14 protein-coding genes and 1 pseudogene are annotated in these 15,965 nt (G+C 39.8%); 2 read left to right on the forward strand and 13 right to left on the reverse strand.

Annotation, left to right across the window (positions count from 1 at the left end):
* The first annotated feature begins 57 nt into the window (after nt 1-57).
* Together MSWHS_RS03440 and MSWHS_RS03445 are read left to right on the forward strand one after the other, a co-directional pair.
* The gene (locus tag MSWHS_RS03440; RefSeq protein WP_048158746.1) at nt 58-903 is read left to right on the forward strand and encodes a DUF1638 domain-containing protein; all 846 of its coding nucleotides are present in this window, start codon (nt 58-60) and stop codon (nt 901-903) included.
* Between the two features lie 6 nt (nt 904-909).
* On the forward strand, nt 910-1,803 hold the full coding sequence (locus MSWHS_RS03445) for a DUF1638 domain-containing protein (RefSeq protein ID WP_231585557.1): 894 nt from the start codon (nt 910-912) through the stop codon (nt 1,801-1,803).
* Nucleotides 1,804-1,906: 103 nt separating this feature from the next.
* Here MSWHS_RS03445 and MSWHS_RS03450 read toward each other — a convergent pair whose 3' ends face one another.
* From MSWHS_RS03450 to purN, 13 genes and pseudogenes are all read right to left on the reverse strand, one after another.
* A complete protein-coding gene (locus MSWHS_RS03450) occupies nt 1,907-2,314 on the reverse strand; it encodes a DUF1699 family protein (protein WP_048126077.1) in 408 nt (135 codons plus the stop codon).
* 865 nt (nt 2,315-3,179) lie between these two features.
* The gene (gene trxA / locus MSWHS_RS03455) at nt 3,180-3,446 is read right to left on the reverse strand and encodes a thioredoxin (RefSeq protein ID WP_048126079.1); all 267 of its coding nucleotides are present in this window, start codon (nt 3,444-3,446) and stop codon (nt 3,180-3,182) included.
* Nucleotides 3,447-3,718: 272 nt separating this feature from the next.
* A complete protein-coding gene (gene cofE / locus MSWHS_RS03460) occupies nt 3,719-4,540 on the reverse strand; it encodes a coenzyme F420-0:L-glutamate ligase (RefSeq protein WP_197074018.1) in 822 nt (273 codons plus the stop codon).
* A 244-nt stretch (nt 4,541-4,784) separates the two neighbouring features.
* A complete protein-coding gene (locus MSWHS_RS03465) occupies nt 4,785-5,603 on the reverse strand; it encodes a DUF1638 domain-containing protein (RefSeq protein ID WP_048126082.1) in 819 nt (272 codons plus the stop codon).
* Nucleotides 5,604-5,668: 65 nt separating this feature from the next.
* Nucleotides 5,669-6,619, reverse strand: coding sequence for a transposase (locus MSWHS_RS19965; protein ID WP_231585558.1), 951 nt, complete (start codon nt 6,617-6,619; stop codon nt 5,669-5,671).
* A gap of 2 nt (nt 6,620-6,621) precedes the next feature.
* Nucleotides 6,622-7,455, reverse strand: a pseudogene (locus MSWHS_RS18875) (transposase); the annotation flags it as partial.
* Nucleotides 7,456-7,610: 155 nt separating this feature from the next.
* Nucleotides 7,611-7,841: an IS200/IS605 family transposase gene (gene tnpA, locus MSWHS_RS18880; RefSeq protein ID WP_255350484.1), complete on the reverse strand. Its 231-nt coding sequence runs from the start codon at nt 7,839-7,841 to the stop codon at nt 7,611-7,613.
* 290 nt (nt 7,842-8,131) lie between these two features.
* Nucleotides 8,132-9,034 carry a methylenetetrahydrofolate reductase gene (locus tag MSWHS_RS03480; RefSeq protein ID WP_048126084.1) on the reverse strand — a complete coding sequence of 301 codons (903 nt, stop codon included), beginning with the start codon at nt 9,032-9,034 and terminating at the stop codon, nt 8,132-8,134.
* A 24-nt stretch (nt 9,035-9,058) separates the two neighbouring features.
* Nucleotides 9,059-9,673 (reverse strand): methylenetetrahydrofolate reductase C-terminal domain-containing protein, encoded by a 615-nt coding sequence (locus MSWHS_RS03485; protein WP_048126086.1) that lies wholly within the window; start codon nt 9,671-9,673, stop codon nt 9,059-9,061.
* A gap of 2 nt (nt 9,674-9,675) precedes the next feature.
* Nucleotides 9,676-10,902: a dihydropteroate synthase gene (folP, locus tag MSWHS_RS03490; RefSeq protein WP_048158747.1), complete on the reverse strand. Its 1,227-nt coding sequence runs from the start codon at nt 10,900-10,902 to the stop codon at nt 9,676-9,678.
* 1,622 nt (nt 10,903-12,524) lie between these two features.
* Entirely contained in the window at nt 12,525-13,388 is an 864-nt protein-coding gene (locus MSWHS_RS03495; RefSeq protein WP_048126091.1) for a bifunctional methylenetetrahydrofolate dehydrogenase/methenyltetrahydrofolate cyclohydrolase, read from the reverse strand.
* A gap of 25 nt (nt 13,389-13,413) precedes the next feature.
* Nucleotides 13,414-14,652, reverse strand: coding sequence for a bifunctional serine hydroxymethyltransferase/L-allo-threonine aldolase (glyA, locus tag MSWHS_RS03500; RefSeq protein WP_048126093.1), 1,239 nt, complete (start codon nt 14,650-14,652; stop codon nt 13,414-13,416).
* Nucleotides 14,653-15,141: 489 nt separating this feature from the next.
* Nucleotides 15,142-15,750 carry a phosphoribosylglycinamide formyltransferase gene (gene purN, locus MSWHS_RS03505; protein ID WP_048126094.1) on the reverse strand — a complete coding sequence of 203 codons (609 nt, stop codon included), beginning with the start codon at nt 15,748-15,750 and terminating at the stop codon, nt 15,142-15,144.
* Between the last annotated feature and the right edge of the window lie 215 nt (nt 15,751-15,965).

Raw genomic sequence — 15,965 nt, forward strand, 5'->3', positions numbered from 1 at the left:
CTTATATGTAAGTAAGTAAAATGTATTTATATACTGATTTTATAGAGGAGAAATTTGATGCCTATTATGAGTATTCTTTCATGCAAGATAATGCAGGACGAGATTGTCTGGATTCTTGAAAATGACTCTGCGATTGATGAGGTTATTGTAGTTGAAAATGAAAACATCCGGGAATTCAAAGGAAAACTAAATAAAGTAAACATTCAGCACAAAATACTCCCCATTGAGAATATCCCTTTACTTTCTGACATAAATAATAAACATGAGAAAAAAAGTAAATGTGAAAAATATACGGTTCTGGTCTACCTGATGGAACTGGGTCTGCATAAAAACCCAAAAGATTTGAAAAACAAGGTATATGAGAACATAGATACCCTTGCCCCATTCTCTTCAGGGATTCTGGTTTTTTACGGCTTATGTGGAAATGTGCTTGGAGATATCGAAACAGACTTTGAAAGAAATTCATTCCCATGCCCTGTTCGTATCCTTAAAGACAGAAAGAACAGAATAGTAGACGACTGCATAGGAGCGACTGTGGGAGGAATGGATAACTACCTGAGGTTACTCAAAAGTGTTGGTGATGCTGGAACGTATCTTTTTACTCCAATGTACAGTAAGGGCTGGAGAGAGTTTATTGAACTGGATAAGCTGCACAAAGACCCGGATAAAGCCTTGAAAATGATGAAAAAAACCCATGAAATGATTGGCTATAAGAGGGTTGCAAAAATTAATACCGGGCTTGAATACACTGAAAATTTCGATGACGCTATTAGAGAATTTGCAGAACTTTTTGATTTTGAAATACTGGAATTTAATAATGGCAACCAGGAAATTTTCGAAGATTGTTACGGGAAAATGAAAGTGGAAATCGGAATAATGAAAATGGAAATTAAGAATAAATAACGGAACATGAGAGATGGTTCACTGATGCCTGTACTGAGCATAATTGCTTGTGAAATGCTTGAGGACGAACTTGTTTATGTCCTCTCAAAAGACCTGAATGCAGTACGATTAATCACAGTTGAAAACAGGCAATGTTTCAGGTTTATTCGAAAGCTTAAATCCAGAAATTGCCAGGTCAGGCTTTTTCCTCCTGACAGGATATCTTTTTTCACAAAACAGATGAATCGTCCCGAATCCAGGAAATGTCCTGATTTTCTATTGAAGCTTCCACTTTTAGGGAAAATACATGAGAATATGAAGGGAAAGAACAGAAAAACAATCACCGTAGTGGTAAACATTCTGAAGCTTGGCCTGCATGCAGATTGTGACCTTTTAAAGTCTGAAATCTACCGAAATATGAAGGAAATGGCAGACTTTTCAGATGGAATTCTTATATTTTATGGGAACTGCGGACGCCCGTTAAGGAGCCTGGAAGCTGAGTTCAAAGATTTTGATTGCCCTCTATATTTTCTCGAAGATGAAAAAGGAGAAATTGTGGATGACTGTATCAGCGTAGCTCTTGGGGGCAACGATAATTATGCTGAGGTTATGCAGAGTGGAAACGGCACAGGTATGATATACCTTACCCCTATGTGGGCCTCCGGCTGGACAGAAATGAAAAAAGAATCATTAGGTACTTCTGACGTAGATAAACATTTTTTAAAAAGTCCTTTGTATAAAAACGTTGTTAAAATCAGTAATGAAATCTCCAGAGGAGAAGAATTCGACAAAAATGTCTCTCATTTTGCCCGGATTTTTGATATGAGTATTATTGAAAGGGAAGGCAGTATGGAAATTGCAAGGAAGTCCTACCTGAATGCCAGGAACAATATCTGCAAAAAATTACCCAATTATCCTTAAAAAGAAGAGTTAAACTGGAGATTATATATAATATAAATGTGGAATCGACAAACTGTACACTCTAATCTCCAGCAAAGCCTTAAGGGCATGCTCCAAAAGAAAATCAGGCAGTAGTTTCCTTATCCAGGATATAACTGACCATTTCAGGGTTCAACTTGCTTTCCCTTGAAATCTTTTTCTCAATCTCCTCAGTGGTTTTACCTTCGATTTTCATTTCTTTAATCTTTTCAATCACTGAGATTGGAATGCTGTAGTATTCGTTAATGTCTTTCCGGTGCCCCCAGACATCTCCTTCGATGAGCTGGATTCTCTGCATCTCAAGGAACATTTCTATGGACTTTGAGACTGTACGCATGTAAGATTTAGGTAACTGAATTACCTCAATCTTCGGGCAGGTTTCAACCAATCCAAAAATGTCCTTGTTAGAAGGTCTGAAAGCCAGGTGAACAATACGTTCATTCGGATTAAGTGTAAAGATTTCTTCTCTTGAACTAACTACTCTTATTCTCATGTTTTTCCCCCACTGTAAAGTTGTTTTATGTTTTAAGTTGTTGTATGTTTTTACTATATTAGAAAGTACTTGCACTCATTATAAATAGTTATCTCATTGAACTAACATTATTTTAGTAGTTTATTTGGAATTCTACTTTTATTAGGCACCGGAAAAATAACTTTAAAAAGCTTTAAAAAAGATTAAAGTCGCTTATTACAGGTAGATTTTTTGTTTTGACATCAGTTTTTGCCGTTTTTCATTACAAAAATATTTTCAAACACTACTTGAATTCTTCTGATCTTTGAGCTCCTGAGTTATTAATTTTAGCTTGAAGTTTAACTGAAATTTTGTTGAAAAAAGGAAAAATTAAACTCCAATCAGGATTGGTAAAAAATCTATTGAGTTCAGTGCCTTAAATAGAAAAACTCTTGGAGAAATAGTGAGAAAAATCGTTCAGGAATAAAAATTTAAAGACAGTAATTCAGGAATAAATGTTCAGGAATAAAAATTTAAAGATAGTAATTCAGGAATAAATATTCAGGAATACAAATTTAAAGATAGTAATTCAGGAATAAATATTCAGGAATACAAATTTAAAGATAGTAATTCAGGAATAAATATTCAGGAATAATAATCTAAAGATAGTAATTCAGGAATAAATATTCAGAAATAAAAATTTAAAGATAGTAATTCAGGAATAAATATTCAGGAATAAAAATTTAAAGATAATAATTCAGGAATAAATATTCAGGAATAAAACTTCAAAAATAATAATTCAGGAATAAAAACCTCCGGTTGAAGAGGTTGTAAAAGAAATCTTCTAAAAATTTGTGCGCCCTCAGGTTCCCCGAACCAGGGCGGCTTTTTTCCAGAAATACAGAGGTCAGAGAATTTTATCGAGTTCAGATGCCAGTACACTGCCCTGGGTTACACCCATAAAGCGCTTTACTTCAGTCCCATCCTTCTCAATGATCAGGGTCGGGACAGCGTGTATGCTGTACTTTGAGGCAAGCTCCTGGTTTTCATCTACATCGACAACCTTGAACTCTACCTTATCCCCGTACTTTTTCTCGAGCTCTTCAAGAATAGGTTTTTGCATTCTGCAAGGTCCACACCATGTTGCGGAAAAGTCCAATAACAACGGTTTCATAAAATCACCTGCAATACTTGAAACGACTGAGACTTTTACTGTTTTTGGTTTATCTATTCCAGTCAGCGTGCAGAGGAATTGTATATGCGTCCGTACGGCACGGCTGCTAAACCCCAATCCTGAATGATTGATTGACATGAAGGTGGAATTACCGGACACAGGATCGGGACTCAATTTATTGTATATATTATCGCCGAGAATATATAACGCTTATCTCAGTCCTGCGGGCTTGTATTTAAACGTATTCCGAAAAGGGAGTTATAGCAAGCTTTTTATTGATTCCCTGTTTCCGGATTCTCTTTTTCCGGATCATTGTTCTGGCCCCTGATGATGTTGCCGAAATACATACACCCTTCCATTGAGATTGTTGGCATCTCCGGAGACTCATCTGCCATTTTTACCGGAGCGCCCCGGATTAGCACGCAGGGAACCCTTTCTCCGGCTTCTCCCATAAGGATTTCGGCAGCTGAAACCAGGTTATCCGCCGCTGCTTTGTAAGTCAGGCGGAGGGGCTTTCCGTAAATATCAAAAGCGCCCCTTGCATCCTCCACAGGCACAAAGCCTGATACTCCGAGTGCAATCCCCGTGCAGCCTAACCGCAGGGGCTGAGTTCTGCTGTCCCCTATAATAACTCCCAGTCTGCAGGAGTAACGCTGCTCAAGCCTTTTCCGGATGTTTTCGGAGCTTTTTCTAGGGTCTACCGGAAGCAGGACTACATAGCCGTCAGGGGCATTTGAAGCATCTATTCCAGCATTGGGAGAAAGGATGCCCTTTGTAATCGTAAGTGCGGCTCCGGGGACGCCCCCAAAGAGCTCATCACATTCCTGAAGCACAAGCTCCATTTCTCTCGGGTCTATCCCGTATTTTTCCCCGAGGGATAATGCTTTTTCCCCAGGACTGATGCTGGCAAGTTCGATGATTCTTTTTTCCGCTGTGGCAACAGCCGACTCAGCCAGCACAAAAACATCCCCGTCAACTGGAATAATGCCAGTGTCCTGCAGTGCAACTTCAAGGGTCTGCACGATGTCATCCCCTGCTCTGATGATAGGGGTCTTAATCCCAAACATCTGGATGGAAGTGATTTCTGGACTCATTTTGATGCCTTTAAAAAACTGTGATTAATCTCGATTTTCGGAAACGTAAAATCAATATAGATAGAATCAAACCGTAAAATACCGAAAGGTATTGATAAATGTATCCAAATACTCTAGAAAACCCCTACTCAGGGATAAAAAAGCTTTGAAATGAGGAAATGCCCCCGGAATATTTAACCTGATAAACTAAAAGTTATCTACGGCAGGATCAAAATAGGACCTGAAATAACTTTTTCCAGAGAGGTTACATTAAGACAGGGGCCGTAAGCGAATGCTTCAGTTCACTGTAACACATTTCAAAGATAGCCTGGTCAGTTTCGATTTCTGTAATTTCAAAATTATAGAAAGCTGCAAATTCCCTTACCCTGGACTCGAAATTATGCTGATAGTTTAAGCCGGCATTAATCTTTGCTACCTGAGTATATCTGGCAGCCCGAAATACCAGCTTTGACTCTTCGAGATTTTCCAGACTCCGGGCAAACCCGTTAGCTACAACCATTTTTTCCCAGTTGGCAGCCCACATGGAAGTAAGCATGAAAACCCTTTTACCCCTGAAACCCTTTATTTTTTCCACGAAAGCTCTTTTGCCCCCTAGAGCCGCACAGATGCAGTCATCAACGATGTTTCCTTCGGGGTCCCTGAGCAATGTGAGAGGACACTTAAGGTACTTGAAATCTATCTCAATATCTTTGAGCAAGTTTCCGCAAAGCCCATAGAACAAAAGCATTTTGTCTGAGAAGAGCGACATCTTCAGAATCGCATCATATAAGTTCGTTTTCAGCATAGTACGCTTTTTTCCCATGCCAACTACTTCAAGGATGTTGATCACAAGCATGAGGCCCTCCCTGTCCACACGCATCACATCCTTAAGGAACCTTTGTGCCTCGATATTATTGAGAGTCAATTCCCGGCAGGAACAGCCAATTTCACCAAACTTCCGTACAATGTCCTCCGAACTCCCATTTTTCAGTACTATAACTTCATCCACCTCTTCATCATGCTCCACTAAATGGACAATTTCATCCTCAAAGATTTTACATGATATGATACTCATTACCTTCATTGTGACCTCCTTTTCGAGCTCTCTGATTCTGGCGGAAAAACTCTAAATCCACCAACAAATCCGGATTACAGAAAGAAACATAAAAACTCCCAACCCTCATAAACCCATGCAGGATACAGTAATGTACAGGTGGTGTCGATTATAATGTATTTACTGGGAGTATGTGAACTACCCCGCCCTGCTTTCTGATGAAAGCGAGGAAGGAGCTTCTTTCGAGTGATTACGTCACCTGGATATTTGCAGTGATGCAAGTATCCATCTGTAATCCTGTTCTGAGGACGTTTTCTTTTTCCAGTTACTTTCTTTGATTGAGCCATTTTTTTTACGTTAAGATCACCAACAATTATTGTATTGGCTCTGGTGTTCTCAATCATGGTTTTGGAAAGCTTATGTTGAAAATCTTTTATCTGATTAGACTTTTTTGCTTCCATCTTTATATATGTTTTGTGCAGTCTATTCCATCTATTGCTTCCTTTTTTACAATGATCTTTTCTGGATTTGATTGTATCTATTTTTGTATTCCAGTATTGATCTGAACGTGGTGTTTTAACTTCAAAGAATTTTCCTTGAGTGTTTACTGCTGTTACTATTTTCGTGATTCCTAAGTCTATTGCTTGATACAAATCGTTATCAACATACTCTGTTATGGGACTTATAGGATTTTCATCATATGTTATTGATACAACGAAATTTCCTCTACCCTTGTACGGATCATAATTGTAGATTTCAACCTGCTTGATTGCCAACAAATCACAGACGTTTCCGACTTCAAAAGATAATGGAATTTCATTTGCCTTATGAGAGAAACTTTCTTTCAATGCTGGAAGGTGATTCTGTTGTTCTACGTACTTTACAGTTCTTTGTTCAGTTTCCCATGAGTTTTTTCTTTCAGCTAAAGCAAAATTATAGAGGCATCTACATTGTTCAGATAATTGCCAAAGAACATCTATCTGTTCTTCAGTTGGATTGATCTTTATCTTCTTCGTCAGATGCATATTTGCCCTGGTTGTCCACATAATTTTGCAATCATTTCTTTGTAGATTTTAATTTCCTTTTTAGTGTCTCTCCTTGAATCAAATATTTTCAGAGGGTATCTCAGCATATTGAAAAGTTTCTTAAAATTACAGTTTTTCCTTGGAAAAATTAAAGGTACCACCCTGAACTCTCTCACAGATATACCATAGTTTTCGTAAGAATAGTATCTTCTATCAGCATAAACAATGTCTCCTGCTTTTAATATTCTCCGTTTTTTGAGTTCCTTGAGTATTTCTGGATAAATTTTAGGTTCTGATACATTTGCTTCATTAATCAGAAATGCTAAAGGTTTCAATGTTTGATATTCAAGTGCAAGAGTCAGTTTCACGCCAATGAAGAATCCTCTATGAGTTGAGTGGCCCCACTTGTATTCTTTGTTTTCCAGGCTTTTTTTGGTAATCTTTTTTGCATGCCAGTTCAGGTTAAGGTTTATGTCAGTACTGTCACTGATAATGCCTATTGATCCTTTTTTCTCTTAGGGCATAATTCGTTCAAGAGTTCAAAAACAAAATAAGTAAACTGGTTTGGTTCATACTTACTAAGAATGCCATAAATTTCATTTTCAGTTGGTACCGAACTGATTTTTAGGAAATTTCTCAAGCTTTCCCTTTCGTTTAATTCTCTGATAGCATAGGTAATTCTACAGGAAAAAACATGCTTAAGAGTACGATTTTAATTGCAGGCACTGATCTTGAGAGGGGCACAATGCTCCTCCTTGTGAGTATTTGCCTGCAAGATCTCAAATCAAAAACATTTAATATTTCAGATAACAATTTCCATTTGAATCTTTGTTTAGTGGAATAAACGGAGCTTTCATAATATATCGTCAGAAGAGGATTTTATATCCTTTTCCATAAAATTGAAGGCTTATTAAGGCTTTAATTAAAATTTATTTTAAATATAGGATTCACTTCTTTTAGGAAAACTGTGATCTGATTTAATTGGTATAAAAAAGGACAAATATGGTTCAATTTAAGGGTGAATTCGAGAGGACCCTATATATTTTGGAATATCAAGCGAAGGTTTTGCTGAAAATAATAAGTGAAAATAGTCTTTGTCACACTCTATATTCAGCACTTCAACATCGAATGTTTCACTTATGTTATGGATTTTAGTTTTAAGAAAATCAACAACTAAAGGGTTCGTTAGAGCTTTTCTCCTATATTTCACACACTGAACTAAATGATAATGGAGTGAATACACAGAATGGCTCCTACAATTCAGTTTATACTACATAGATATAACTATATTGATGTAACAATAAATATAAATTATTATGCTACTGTTGTTTTGTAGAAGTTAACGGCTTTCATCTCCCATCTGTCGCTTACGCTCCGAGGAAGGAGACTTCCCACTTTAAAGTTAAAAGTAGGTAAAAAGAACGAGGTATGAATTATAAGAAGAAATTTTTTTCAAAAAATGAAGGTAATTGCACAAAATACACAGGACCTGAAAGCCTCGGCACTGGAAGAAAAAGAGAAGAAATCTCCCAGTTAAAGTGAATTTTCGGGATCCCGTTGTTTATCTGAAATTCCAGCCATGGAAAGCAGTCTGGGGGTGTTTTTGTGAGATCCGATTGGCATAATGTGAACCCCTCGTGAGAGTTTTGTCAATTCTTTTATAGTTTCGGAAGCTATTAACAGACCTTCTTCTATAGGGGAAGCTGCATCTTTCATTCGAAGCATGGTTTCTTCAGGCACATGAATTCCTGAGATGTTTTTATTCATATATTCAGCCATGCCCAGGGATTTGAGAGGAATCAAACCTGCAATCACAGGTACCTCAAGATGGTTTACTGCTTCCGTAAACTCCTCGAACCTTCCCACGTCATACACAGCCTGTGTCTGGATAAAATCGGCTCCGCATCTGACCTTTTTTTCAAGCTTTATTAACTGCAATATATTTTCAGGATCTATGCCTGAGACCGCGCCTGCACAAAAGGAAGTGCTTCCATCCAGCTTTTTTCCTGCAAAATCAATGCCTGAATCAAGCTTCCTGACAAGTTCAATGAGCTGTACGGAGTCAAGATCATAAACGGGTTTTGAGCCTGGATGATCTCCACAGATAGGATGATCTCCGGTCATCAAGCAGATGTTCCGGATTCCCAGAGCGTATGCTCCCAGAAGATCGGATTGAAGCCCGATTCTGTTCCGGTCCCGACAGGTAAGCTGCATGATAGGTTCATGCCCTTGATCGAGCAGAAGCTTGCTGAAAGCCAGTGAACTCATGTGCATAATTGAGCACTGATTGTCCGTAACGTTCAGGGCATCCACAGCACCTTTTAACTGGCAGGTATCCTCCAGGGAAGCTGAAAACCTGGTCCCTTTGGGGGGAGAGACTTCAACAGTAACCAGAAACTTCCTGGAGTTCAGTTTTTCACGAAAATTAAAAAGCATTAAATAAGAATATTAGGAATGAAATTATTTAAAACCATGCTCCTGGGGGGCATGGGTAACGTAAAGAAGGTCAAGCCTGTTGATCTTTTTCAAACGCTCATAGATAAGAGCCCATACACAGTTATTTTCCCTGTTTACCTCGCACATCCCTTCCACAGCCCCTCCGCAGGGCCCGTTGAGAAGTGCCTTAGGGCATTGAGATTTCGGACAGAGACCGCCATATTCACTTATGGTACAGTCCCCACACATAACGCACTGGTTGGAAAGAAGCTTGCCTCCACCAGAACCGCCAAGTGAAAGAGTGTTGTTCGAACCATATATAGGCAAATCAACAACACTGGCAACAGCAGAAACTCCACTGCCACAACCCATAACAAGAATGCAATGCGCCTCTTTTATTTTCTCATTTTTCTCAGCTAGAGATTCATAGGACCGGATACTGCAGGCTGCAGTTGGAAGAGCCCAGCCTATAACGTGCTTTCCGCTCTCTTCAAGCCGCCTGCACATCTCAAGGACTTCAGGTTCTCCTCCAGTCTTCAGTTTTGCAGCACATACGTTACATCCGACAACAAAGATATTGTCTTCATCTTTTAACAGGGAAAGGATTTCTTCAAAGGGTTTTGCTGAAGTTATGATCATAATTACCTCAAATATCGGTATTCCAGACTAGTCCGATTTGAAATACATTCGCGGATCATTTCTGCAATAAGTGGGAGGGAACGAGCCTGCCCATCCAGTTTTCTGGCAAGGCGTCCAAATTGCAGCAGGGTACCCATCACAAGCACGTCAGTAGTTTCCGTTTCATGGGAAACTGCATCTCTTGCAAGGGCTGCATCTCCACCCCTTGCAAGCATCTCCTGTTTTATTATCAGAGCTTCCGTGGTTGTAAGGTTCCTTATCTTTAACATAAGATGGATGCTTTTTCCCTGCATTACCTGCGAACCGACTTTTGTAGCTCCAATATTCCTCATTGCAATTCCTGCGTCCTGAGGAGTTTTTACTTCAAGCACCGAAACCTCATACCTGTCTTCCTTTACAACACTTACCCGGCTTCTCAGGGCTCCTGAAAGCTTAATAACGTCAGAAGTCTCGGGGACATCATGTGTACGGATAATATGTGCACCTTTGTGAACAGCAATTGCTGCTGCAGCCAGGCTGCCGTAGAGTCTTTCATTTGCAGATTTTCCAAGCACATCTCCTATAAAGGACTTCCTTGAAAGGGCTGCAAGCAGAGGTTTTTCAAAAATCTTAAGGCGTTCAAAATCATCCAGGGTTTCAAAATCATACATCGGAAGCTTTTCTTCTGTCCACCTGCCTATTGCGGGATCAAGAATGAGGCTGTCAGGTTCTATACCTCCAGCCTTAGCAGCCTGTATAATGGAATCAAGTGCTTCAATAATGGAATCCATGCCCAGAGGATCTCCGGGTATTTTTTTAGAAGCCATAACCACAGCCGGGCAGCCATGGTCTGCCACCACTTTTATCATTCTAGGGTCTGCTGTAAAACCGGAAACATCGTTTATGACATCTGCCCCTCTTTTGAGAGCTTCTTCTGCAATTTCGGAAAACATCGTGTCAACGGAAATTACCACATCCACATTGCCTTCCAGCGCTTCAAGCACAGGCAGTAAGCGCTCAAGTTCTTCTTTTCTGCTTATATTTTCTGAAAAGAGCCATGTGGACCGTGCACCCAGATCCAGGAAGGTTGCTCCGTCCTCAACCATTTTCCGGGCGACCTCAAGTGCGGATTCTGGACTTGATATCGAACCTTTGTAAAAAGACTCAGGGCTCACGTTAATAACGCCCATTACATGTGCAGGATATTGATCTCCCACCTTTAGACCACAGATATCAGTATTAACTACCATTTTTGACAACCAGGCTATGCAGCTTTTAACTCAGTTGGCGCAACAGCGCTTGATAAATATGAATGAACCACGTACTTAAGCAAACAATTACAGTATTTTTAAACAAGATTTAAACAAGAACGATATTTGAAGCAGGATCTGTAGATTCCTTTTTTTCCGTGAGGAGATATTTTCAGCGGTATTTTGTTGAATAGTGACTGCAGACGCTGTTTATTCAGTCATCCATTAACATTCCCTGAAAAAGCTATTTCTGTCCCTTCACCTGAAAGGCTTCCCGAACGCAAGAAAAACAAAATAATTTTTCTGGCTGCGAAGCTGAACACTTGAGGACTTGAAAGGGAACTGGGGGATACATGTTCGGTTAAGTTTAAGAGCTTCAGGAGTCCAGGAATTCTGGATACCTTATATATGGAAGTGGATGGAGTTTAAGGTTATGGAATGTACTTTTCTAACTGGAGTGAATTTTTTAATGAAATTGTCTATTTGAGATTAACATGCGATTATGAGAACCTGAAGGATTATCACGGGAACTCAATACCATCAACATATATCAGGCAGATTTATTTGGAGATTGCAAATAACTAATTTTAGCGCCCAGATATTTTATGAAAGTCTAAATATTAAATTAATACTTCATAAACTATTTTTATGATTTACTAAAGGCAAACAGGATTTACAGTAAAATAGGCTTCAATGATACATAAAAATATTGATGTGTAAAATTGATTTATCGCAATCAGGAAAATTATGCTGCAGATTAATAATATATTTATATAAAACTCAACCTTAATAACCCAATATGGCATGTCCGGGAGAACAGAGTAATATCACCAAATATACTGCAATCAAAAAACAAATTCATTGGTCATCGGTTAAGGAATTTTTTTGCCCGAAAGCTATCGATTTTGGACCAGAAGCCTACCTTCTTTTTGGCCTATTTATATGAAATCGACATTTTGTTCCAGCCTACAATAATATCAAATATTTGACAACTGTTGTGGAAGTGAAAGCAATTTGTCACGATTCTTCACTTAACCGAAAACGCATGAAAACAAATTTACTTGTCTTGGTGCGAAAAGCTTGAGAAGATTAGTTTTGTGCTTTAAATATAATCAAAATGAAAAAAAGCTTTAAATAAATACAAAATAAAAAAAACCTTAACCCCACATTCCGCAGTATTTTTTCCAAAAATCAATATTTTCTTTGATAGTGTTTTTGAAACAAATCAAATTAATTTGAACTTTTAATGGAACTTGGTGAAAATTGAATGATATCGTTTTTTTGTCTCTATGATACACCATATAGCTGTTTTCCCTCCTGCATAAAAATCCAATAAATCCACGTTTTATCGAAAATCGATAGCAGGAAATATTGTGAATATGCAAAAATTTACTGCGGAAAGTGGGTTAACTATTCAGCCTGCCAAAATCATTTGATTGATACCGATTTTGATGAAACCGATATGTCTGATTACTAACCAATGAAAATTGAAAAAATGTAATCAATAGCCAATAATCAAATAAAATCGATTCCCAGAAATTTGCTTATTGAATTTTAATACAGATGGCTATTGATGTTGTTTTTCCCAGGCTGAATAGTTACAAAAAGCCTTACAATAGGGATTAAAGGCTTTTCTCCGCACACATCAGCACATGCTTCATGAGCATGGCAATTGTCATGGGACCTACGCCGCCAGGGACAGGAGTTATAAGAGAAGCTTTTTGGATTACGTTTTTAAAGTCAACGTCTCCGAATACTCCACCTTCCTCCTGGGTTATTCCCACGTCAAAGAGTACAGCCCCTTCTTTAACCATGTCTGCTTTGATGAGGTGCTTGACCCCTGCCGCAACCACTATGATATCGGCACCAAGGGTGTACTTCTTCAGATCATCGGTGAATATATGACAGACCGAAACGGTTGCGTTTCTGTTCAGAAGCATTGCTGCCATGGGTTTTCCCACAACATTGCTGTGCCCGACAATAACCGCATTTTTGCCCTTAACAGGCACATTATACTCCTCAAGTGCCCTGATAATCCCGTGCGGAGTGCAGGGGACAAGGCCTTCATCCCCTATCATGAGTTTTCCCATATTATAGGGGTGAAAGCCATCTGCATCTTTTGCAGGAGATATAGCTTCCATTGCTTCTTGCGGAGAGAAGTGCTTCGGCAGCGGAAGCTGGAGCAGGATTGCGTGAACATCTTTGTTTTTGTTAAGAGAATCAATCAGGGCAAGAAGTTCTTCCTGAGTGGCTTCTGCCGGAAGAAGGTAATCTTCTGCGCTGATACCCACACGCTCGCAGGCTCTGTGCTTCAGGCGGACGTACATCTTTGATGCAGGGTCGTCCCCTACAAGGATGGTAGCAAGCCCCGGGGTGACTCCTCGGTTGCTTTCGAGGTCTTCGACTCCTGACCTCACTTCTTCTTCAACCTGCTGTGCAAGGACTTTTCCATCTATAATCCGTGAATCATAGCTTTCATCTGACAACTGGTAAAACCCCCTATCTCCTCAATTAGCTGTAAATCGGGAACCTTGAACAGAGATCCCTTACCTTTCCGTTGACTTCCGACAGCAGAGCATCGTTTCCTGCATTCTTGATTGCTGTCTCGATGTAGTCGGCAATCAGTTCCATTTCCTTTTCTTTCATACCCCTTGTGGTACAGGCAGGGGTCCCAAGCCTTACTCCGCTGGTTACAAAGGGGCTGCGAGTCTCGAAAGGAACCGTGTTTTTGTTGGCAATGATCCCGGCTTTGCTCATTGCAGCTTCTGCATCCTTGCCTGTAATGTTCATATTATTAAGATTTACGAGCATAAGATGGTTGTCAGTGCCACCGGAAACAATATCAAAACCTTTCTGCCTCAAACAGGAACAAAGAACCTTTGCATTCTTCACTGTCTGAGCCTGATCCTGCCTGAATTTTTCATCCATGGCTTCCTTGAAGGCGACTGCCTTTGCAGCTATGATGTGCATAAGGGGACCACCCTGGATGCCCGGGAAAACTGCCTTGTTTACCCCTATTGCAAGCTCTTCGGTCCTGGAGATAATCATTCCGCCCCTGGGTCCCCGAAGGGTCTTGTGGGTTGTGGTGGTGACAAAGTCTGCATAAGGTACAGGGCTCGGGTGTACACCTGCAACTACAAGCCCTGCAATGTGGGCAATATCTGCAAGAAGGTAAGCTCCTACTTCATCGGCAATTTCCCTGAACTTCTTGAAATCGATCTCACGAGGATAGGCTGAAGCTCCGCATACGATCATTTTCGGTTTGCATTCTTTTGCTATTTTCATGAGTTCGTCATAGTCCAGGGCTTCGGTCTCTTTGCTGACCCCATAAGGTACGATGTTATAGAGTTTCCCAGAGAAACTTACAGGGCTGCCGTGAGAAAGGTGTCCCCCGTGAGAGAGGTCCATGGACATGATTGTGTCCCCAAGCTGCAGTACGGAGAAGTAGACAGCCATGTTGGAGCCTGAACCTGAGTGGGGCTGGACATTCACATACTTTGCCCCGAATAGTTCCTTTGCCCTGGCAATCGCGAGGTTTTCGGCAACATCAACAAAATCACAACCACCATAATAGCGCTTGCCGGAATATCCTTCGGCATACTTATTGGTCATGATTGAGCCTTGGGCTTCCATAACAGCCCTGCTCGCGTAGTTTTCTGATGCAATCAGGTTCAGTTTGTATTCCTGACGTTCGGCTTCCTTTTCGATAGCCTCGAACAATTCCGGATCTATTTTTTCAATATAAGACATTACTGTCACCTCGTAGTCCATGCATTTAAAACTTATTCGAAGTAAAGGGTTTTTGCTAGCGTGAATTGATTAACTGTTAGTATGCTTAACGGAAATAGAGATTCTATAAAAAATTTCCCGAGCATTTTGGGGACTCAGGAGATTCGAGAATATGGAAAGTCTTCGGTTGGCCAGTATAGTTTCGTGTAAATAACATAATTCAAATACTTTCCATTTACCATCTTTTTAGGGACATTTTCGTGTAAATAACATAATTCAAATACTTTTTCGCGTGAGTAATATAATTCAAATACTTTTTCGCGTGAGTAATATAATTCAAATACTTATAACCGTCAGAGTATTAATGAGGACACTAATGGGTAAAATCTATTCCGGTTTGGGACTACTTCCTATTTTTTGAGCAAGTTCTCAAAACCTATCCCGCCGGAAGTTGCCCGATATTAATACATAGATATTAATACATATCTTTTAATCTGGACTTAAGGACCATTACTTAAGGGCTATTACATTTCTACCCTCGACTTTAAGTTTACCCTCGACAAAGAGCCTGACAGCTTCGGGATAGATAATATGCTCCTGTTCGAGAATCCTGGCAGTGAGAAGCTCTTCAGTATCTCCCGGAAGCACAGGCACACACTTCTGGATGATAATAGGTCCGGAATCGAGTCCTTCATCTACAAAATGTACAGTACAGCCTGCAACTTTTACTCCGTACTCAAAAGCCTGTTTCTGGGCATGAAGCCCTTTAAAAGCCGGAAGAAGAGATGGGTGTATGTTCAGGATCCTGTGCCTGTATGCCCCAATAATCTCGTTTCCTAAAAGCCTGAAATAGCCTGCAAGCAGAAGAAGGTCTGTATCATATTGTTTGAGGACATTCAGGATTTCTCTATCGTATCCGGCTCTGTCAAGCCCTTCGGGATCAAGAAAAACAGCACTGATTCCGTGTTTTCTTGCACGTTCGAGCGCATAAGCATTGGCCTTGTTGGAAATTACCACATTAACTGCCGCATTCTTTATATAGCCCTTTTCAATGCTATCTATGATCGCCTGGAGATTTGAACCCCGTCCGGAAACCAGCACTGCAATCTTTACCGTCATTGAAGCTTTTAGATTGAAACAGTGATATATTAGGGTTTTGGAACTATATTGAATTTGGATAAACTGAAAAAAAAATACTTATGGAATAATTTGGATGATAAGAGGTATTTGATTTCAAGAGTAGACCCTAACTTCATAACTGCTCTTCAAATTAAACTTATAAGTAAGAAATTGGGGCCTGGCTTTACCCCTTCGGTTTTCATAAGTTAAACCGC

The sequence above is a fragment of the Methanosarcina sp. WWM596 genome (assembly GCF_000969965.1).
Classification (GTDB): domain Archaea; phylum Halobacteriota; class Methanosarcinia; order Methanosarcinales; family Methanosarcinaceae; genus Methanosarcina.

Coding starts and splice junctions, on each gene's coding strand:
- MSWHS_RS03440 (WP_048158746.1), top strand. CDS start 58: ATGCCTATTATGAGTATTCTTTCATGCAAGATAATGCAGGACGAGATT.
- MSWHS_RS03445 (WP_231585557.1), top strand. CDS start 910: ATGAGAGATGGTTCACTGATGCCTGTACTGAGCATAATTGCTTGTGAA.
- MSWHS_RS03450 (WP_048126077.1), bottom strand. CDS start 2,314: ATGAGAATAAGAGTAGTTAGTTCAAGAGAAGAAATCTTTACACTTAAT.
- trxA (WP_048126079.1), bottom strand. CDS start 3,446: ATGAAACCGTTGTTATTGGACTTTTCCGCAACATGGTGTGGACCTTGC.
- cofE (WP_197074018.1), bottom strand. CDS start 4,540: ATGAGTCCAGAAATCACTTCCATCCAGATGTTTGGGATTAAGACCCCT.
- MSWHS_RS03465 (WP_048126082.1), bottom strand. CDS start 5,603: ATGAAGGTAATGAGTATCATATCATGTAAAATCTTTGAGGATGAAATT.
- MSWHS_RS19965 (WP_231585558.1), bottom strand. CDS start 6,619: ATGTGGACAACCAGGGCAAATATGCATCTGACGAAGAAGATAAAGATC.
- MSWHS_RS03480 (WP_048126084.1), bottom strand. CDS start 9,034: ATGCTTTTTAATTTTCGTGAAAAACTGAACTCCAGGAAGTTTCTGGTT.
- MSWHS_RS03485 (WP_048126086.1), bottom strand. CDS start 9,673: ATGATCATAACTTCAGCAAAACCCTTTGAAGAAATCCTTTCCCTGTTA.
- folP (WP_048158747.1), bottom strand. CDS start 10,902: ATGGTAGTTAATACTGATATCTGTGGTCTAAAGGTGGGAGATCAATAT.
- glyA (WP_048126093.1), bottom strand. CDS start 14,652: ATGTCTTATATTGAAAAAATAGATCCGGAATTGTTCGAGGCTATCGAA.
- purN (WP_048126094.1), bottom strand. CDS start 15,750: ATGACGGTAAAGATTGCAGTGCTGGTTTCCGGACGGGGTTCAAATCTC.